The sequence below is a fragment of the Yoonia sp. SDW83-1 genome (genome assembly GCF_046762885.1).
Classification (GTDB): domain Bacteria; phylum Pseudomonadota; class Alphaproteobacteria; order Rhodobacterales; family Rhodobacteraceae; genus Yoonia.
Genome location: NZ_JBKQXO010000040.1, coordinates 1 through 3,941, shown reverse-complemented (window position 1 = coordinate 3,941; position 3,941 = coordinate 1). Strand labels below are relative to the sequence as shown.

The following is a 3,941-nucleotide window of genomic DNA, read 5'->3' as shown; positions in this document are numbered from 1 at the left end:
GCTTGAACTCGCGGCTGAACACTCTTCTCGTCATGTAGATTCTCCAGTTTCATAAACACCTTATCTCGGTGTCCACGAAACCGGCAGCAGGCCATTTGTCCTTAGGCGGCTTCTGCCCAGTGGGGCGGGAAGGTTGCGGCGACGTTTGGAAAGGCTTCGATCCTTTGGACCCAATCCGCGATTTCAGTCGATAGAGTTGCCAGATCCGGCAAGCCGAGCGCTTGCATGATTGTTGGCTTCGTCTCCATCGCTCGTTGGATCAGACGCACATGTGGGAAAGCGACGGCGTCTGCGGCACCCGGGCGTTCGCCGGATAGGAAAGGAGTTTCAACCAAGATGCCGGTTAAATGAGCAAGCTCTGATTGCAGTTTCTCGCTGGCGTTTCTCAGGTCGTCTGTGGCTTCGTCCGCGCCTTGAAAGAAGATCGGGGAAAGGACACTGCTTGTGGCGCCGGACAGGTGGTCGAAGATTTCCATGGTCCTTTGCCAGATAAGCGCTGCGTTTAGTGGTGTGTCCCCAAACAAAGGTGTGTCCGGGTACTCTCGATCCAGCCAGGCCAAGATCGCAACGGATTGGCTGAGGGTTGCATCGCCGTCTTTCACCGTCGGGACGGTGCCGCGTGGATTGATGGCTAGGTAGGCGTCGGACTTATGCTCTTTCCGAGCGGCGGACAGCAGGTGGACGTCATAGTCGAGGCCTTTGAAGGCCATTCCAAGGGCCGCGCGCCAGGGACTGGGGGCGCCGCTTACGGTCCAGATTTCCAGAGACATGAATACATTCCTCCGTGGGTGGGTGTTTGCAGAGACATAGCCACCACGGTATGATCCAAAAAGTAGGCAGAAATTTTTATCATACTACTGAAAAAGATACTATTGAGGAAAACAAGATGTCTGAGGCCCTTGTCGATCCTGTCCAAACACAAGTCCCAGAGGCAAGTGCGTGCCCGGCGCCCCGGGTGATCGGGATGATTGGCGGCAAATGGAAGCTGCTAATTCTGCAGATTCTGATTTTTCAGGGCACCAAGCGATTTGGCGAATTGCGGCAATCCATCGACGGAATCACTCAGACGATGCTGACCAACCAATTGCGGGCGCTGGAAGCGGACGGGCTGGTCACCCGCAAGGTCTATGCCGAGGTGCCGCCACGGGTCGAATACTCGGCCAGCGCGGATGGCCTGGCGCTCGCTCCGGTGTTCACATCGATGCACGACTGGTGGGTGAACCGTTCAACTGGTTCATAACACCTGATCCACATTCAATCTCTGCCTAGCACCATCCGTTGGTGTCGGCAGGACAACTGGAATCACTTGCCACGAACAAGGCTATGCCACTCATCATTTCATGCGCTCGCAGCGAATGACCGCTAATCGGATTGCGATCGCAGCAACTGAGATGAGCCCTCAACGTCGGCTTAGGGCCGTCCGTGGCATGAGAGGAAGAATTAGTCGGGCGATATGCTGCGGTCGATCTAATGGCGGTAGAGAGCCCATTTTTCCAGATGCTGCACTGCGCACGGATGTCCGCTTCAAACAGCCTGCTGTCAAAAACGTGACAAAATCAAACTAAGTTCTGCCAAGGATTTGTGAAACAAGGTTTTTCCATTTTAATGGACCTGTCACAGTCAGTGACGAAAACGACCGTTTGTGGCTCATAGGTTATGACATGAGATTTATGTCCATGCTGCAGGACTTTCCCGATACTAGATATTGCCTTTTTCCGATGCAGCATGTCCTCGCCCATCCAGCACCGCTATCGTGAGACGATGCAGCAACGGAAAAAGTTCCGCGTCATTGAGAACAAAAAACTTGATTCACAGGCAATCTTGCAGGAACGTTAGCCAACATTTTTAGTAGGGTAGGTATTATTATGCCAAATAGCCCACATACACCGCGGTCTAAAAGCGAAGCGGCTGAGCATCTTGCTGCCGAGAGAATTGTCTGGACGGAATTCGAGCGAAACTTCATTTCCGTGAGGCAGGAGCAGGCCTATCGAGAGTTGGCTGACCGCAGCGGCCTGAACGGTGACATCGACGCGGCGATTGCCCGCTTTCGGATCGCTGCCCCCACGGTTGATGAGATGATGGCGCAGAGCCGCGCACGTAAGCCCGCGGATCTGACCGCCGATCAGGAGGCCGAGTTCTTTCATCTCGTTGAGACAAACTACGCCGCCTACTTCCGACAAGGGGCGCGGACCGAGTGGGGAAACCCACTGCTTTTGGGCGCATGGGAGCTTGCCTATGATAAGACAGTGTTTCCAATGCGGGATGCGGGATTGATAAAGGTGCCACGACCACTGATGGCGACAACGCCCTGCGGAAGTTACAACGCACAGATATGGCCGCTTGAGCGAACCATAATGTTCTTCGATGAGGGACTTTATCTCTTTATGGGAGATTTAGCGAAGATCTTTGAGCGCGCTTGCCCCGAAATCACGCCTGAGACGTTTTACAACGACGAAGCGATGTCCCATTTGCCGGATTTCCCTCCGCCAGATGAGAGCAACGCTCGACTCTTGGCCGACCTCTTGGAGGTCTATATCCTGAAAGGCACCCCGCAGTCAGCGCAGCGCCCGCCAAGACGTGATCCAAACAGCACCTTTGGTGGCATCTTCCATCATATGCTTGGGTTCGTTTTGCTGCACGAGACCGGCCACGAGCAGCTTGGGCATCTGGGCCAGAAGCCGTGTGCAGAGTTTGAATTCCAGGCTGACCACTTCGCCTTAAACACCCTTTCGAGCTTCACCCGCGGAACTAATGGCTCGTTCGGCATCGGGTTTTGGGCCGCGCTCCTGGCTTTGTTCGCAATCGAATTCTTAGATCGTGCACTTTGGGTGCTGGACCGGGTGGAACCAATGGATAATATGCAGTGGGCACATGATATCTATCCGAGCGTATATAGCCGTCGTCAGGCACTTATTGACGAGGCAATGAAGTTTGAGGATTGGCCGGCGCGTTTGGCCTTTGATCGAATTACTGCTAACACTTCCGTCGTGATGGGCAATTTGGCCGCCGGAGTCGAACATCACCTAATCCAACGCCAGAGCCTGGTAGGAGCACCTCGCCCCTCGCCGCTGTGGCACGATCACCTAGACGCGAGTTTCCCGCCCAAAGAACCAAATGCCGTATATTAGGAGACACCATGTCCGAACAGATTATTAATTTTCATATCGAGGCCTCGGGAGAAAATTCCGACAACGCGATGCAAGTACTGAACGAGATGAATGTAACTGGAGCAAAGTCAGTTCAACCTCTTGGGCTTGCGGCGACGAGCATCTTAATCATAGGGGCCGCCGCTCTCGCCCTGCTGGTCAACGCCGCCATCCGGCTCGTGCGTCTTTGGTCTAAGGGCGTGGTGATCGACGCGCGGGGTGATACGGTCATAGTCAAGAAGGACCCAGCACTCCCGCGCGGCACGTTGGTTGTTATCAGCAAAGATGGAGAGAGGGCCGAATTCGACAAGATTGAGGATTTGGATGTGACCAAGATCGTCGCGTCGTTAGGCGGTTGACGGGTAAAACGTCGGAGGCTCGAGATCTGTACCCTACCTGTATATGACGTAGTCTATTTCGCTGCGCAATAACGGCCTTGTGCTCATATCCAACCCTCTCAAAACGGCTGTATGTGCCAGAACTCATACGTTTCTGTCACCGGCAAAAATGACCGTTTTTGGCGTTAGTGCAACGGGATAAAACAGCCTTGGGACGAGATTGGTCGAAATTCAGATTGCTGATAGAGATTGCATTTCATAGTGACGTTAGGCAAAAGAGGCACCAAAACCACCGTTTTTGATTTACTAGGTTTCTCGAAAGCTGACCTTGGCGCAGCCGCAGCGAAAGTCCGGTTTGTCCGGAGGCTGTGTGGAAACTATCTGAGTTTGGGAGGCTTCTGCGGTGTTGGGCGCTTGGATCGTATGTGGCCAGATCATCGACAGTGGCGGGTCAGAT

Annotated in this window: 4 protein-coding genes; 3 read left to right on the top strand and 1 reads right to left on the bottom strand. The window is 53.9% G+C overall.

What is annotated here, in order from left to right; all coding sequences use genetic code 11:
* Positions 1–101 precede the first annotated feature (101 nt).
* Positions 102–770, bottom strand: a complete 669-nt coding sequence (locus ACFWW4_RS22615) for a glutathione S-transferase family protein (protein ID WP_411892900.1) — start codon at positions 768–770, stop codon at positions 102–104.
* A 116-nt stretch (positions 771–886) separates the two neighbouring features.
* Between ACFWW4_RS22615 and ACFWW4_RS22610 the strand changes: the two genes are divergently transcribed.
* The 3 genes from ACFWW4_RS22610 (at position 887) to ACFWW4_RS22600 (ending at position 3,505) form a co-directional block, all read left to right on the top strand.
* Entirely contained in the window at positions 887–1,240 is a 354-nt protein-coding gene (locus ACFWW4_RS22610; RefSeq protein ID WP_411892899.1) for a winged helix-turn-helix transcriptional regulator, read from the top strand.
* Positions 1,241–1,865: 625 nt separating this feature from the next.
* A complete protein-coding gene (locus ACFWW4_RS22605) occupies positions 1,866–3,128 on the top strand; it encodes a hypothetical protein (protein WP_411892898.1) in 1,263 nt (420 codons plus the stop codon).
* An 8-nt stretch (positions 3,129–3,136) separates the two neighbouring features.
* On the top strand, positions 3,137–3,505 hold the full coding sequence (locus ACFWW4_RS22600; protein ID WP_411892897.1) for a hypothetical protein: 369 nt from the start codon (positions 3,137–3,139) through the stop codon (positions 3,503–3,505).
* The last annotated feature ends 436 nt before the right edge of the window (positions 3,506–3,941 follow it).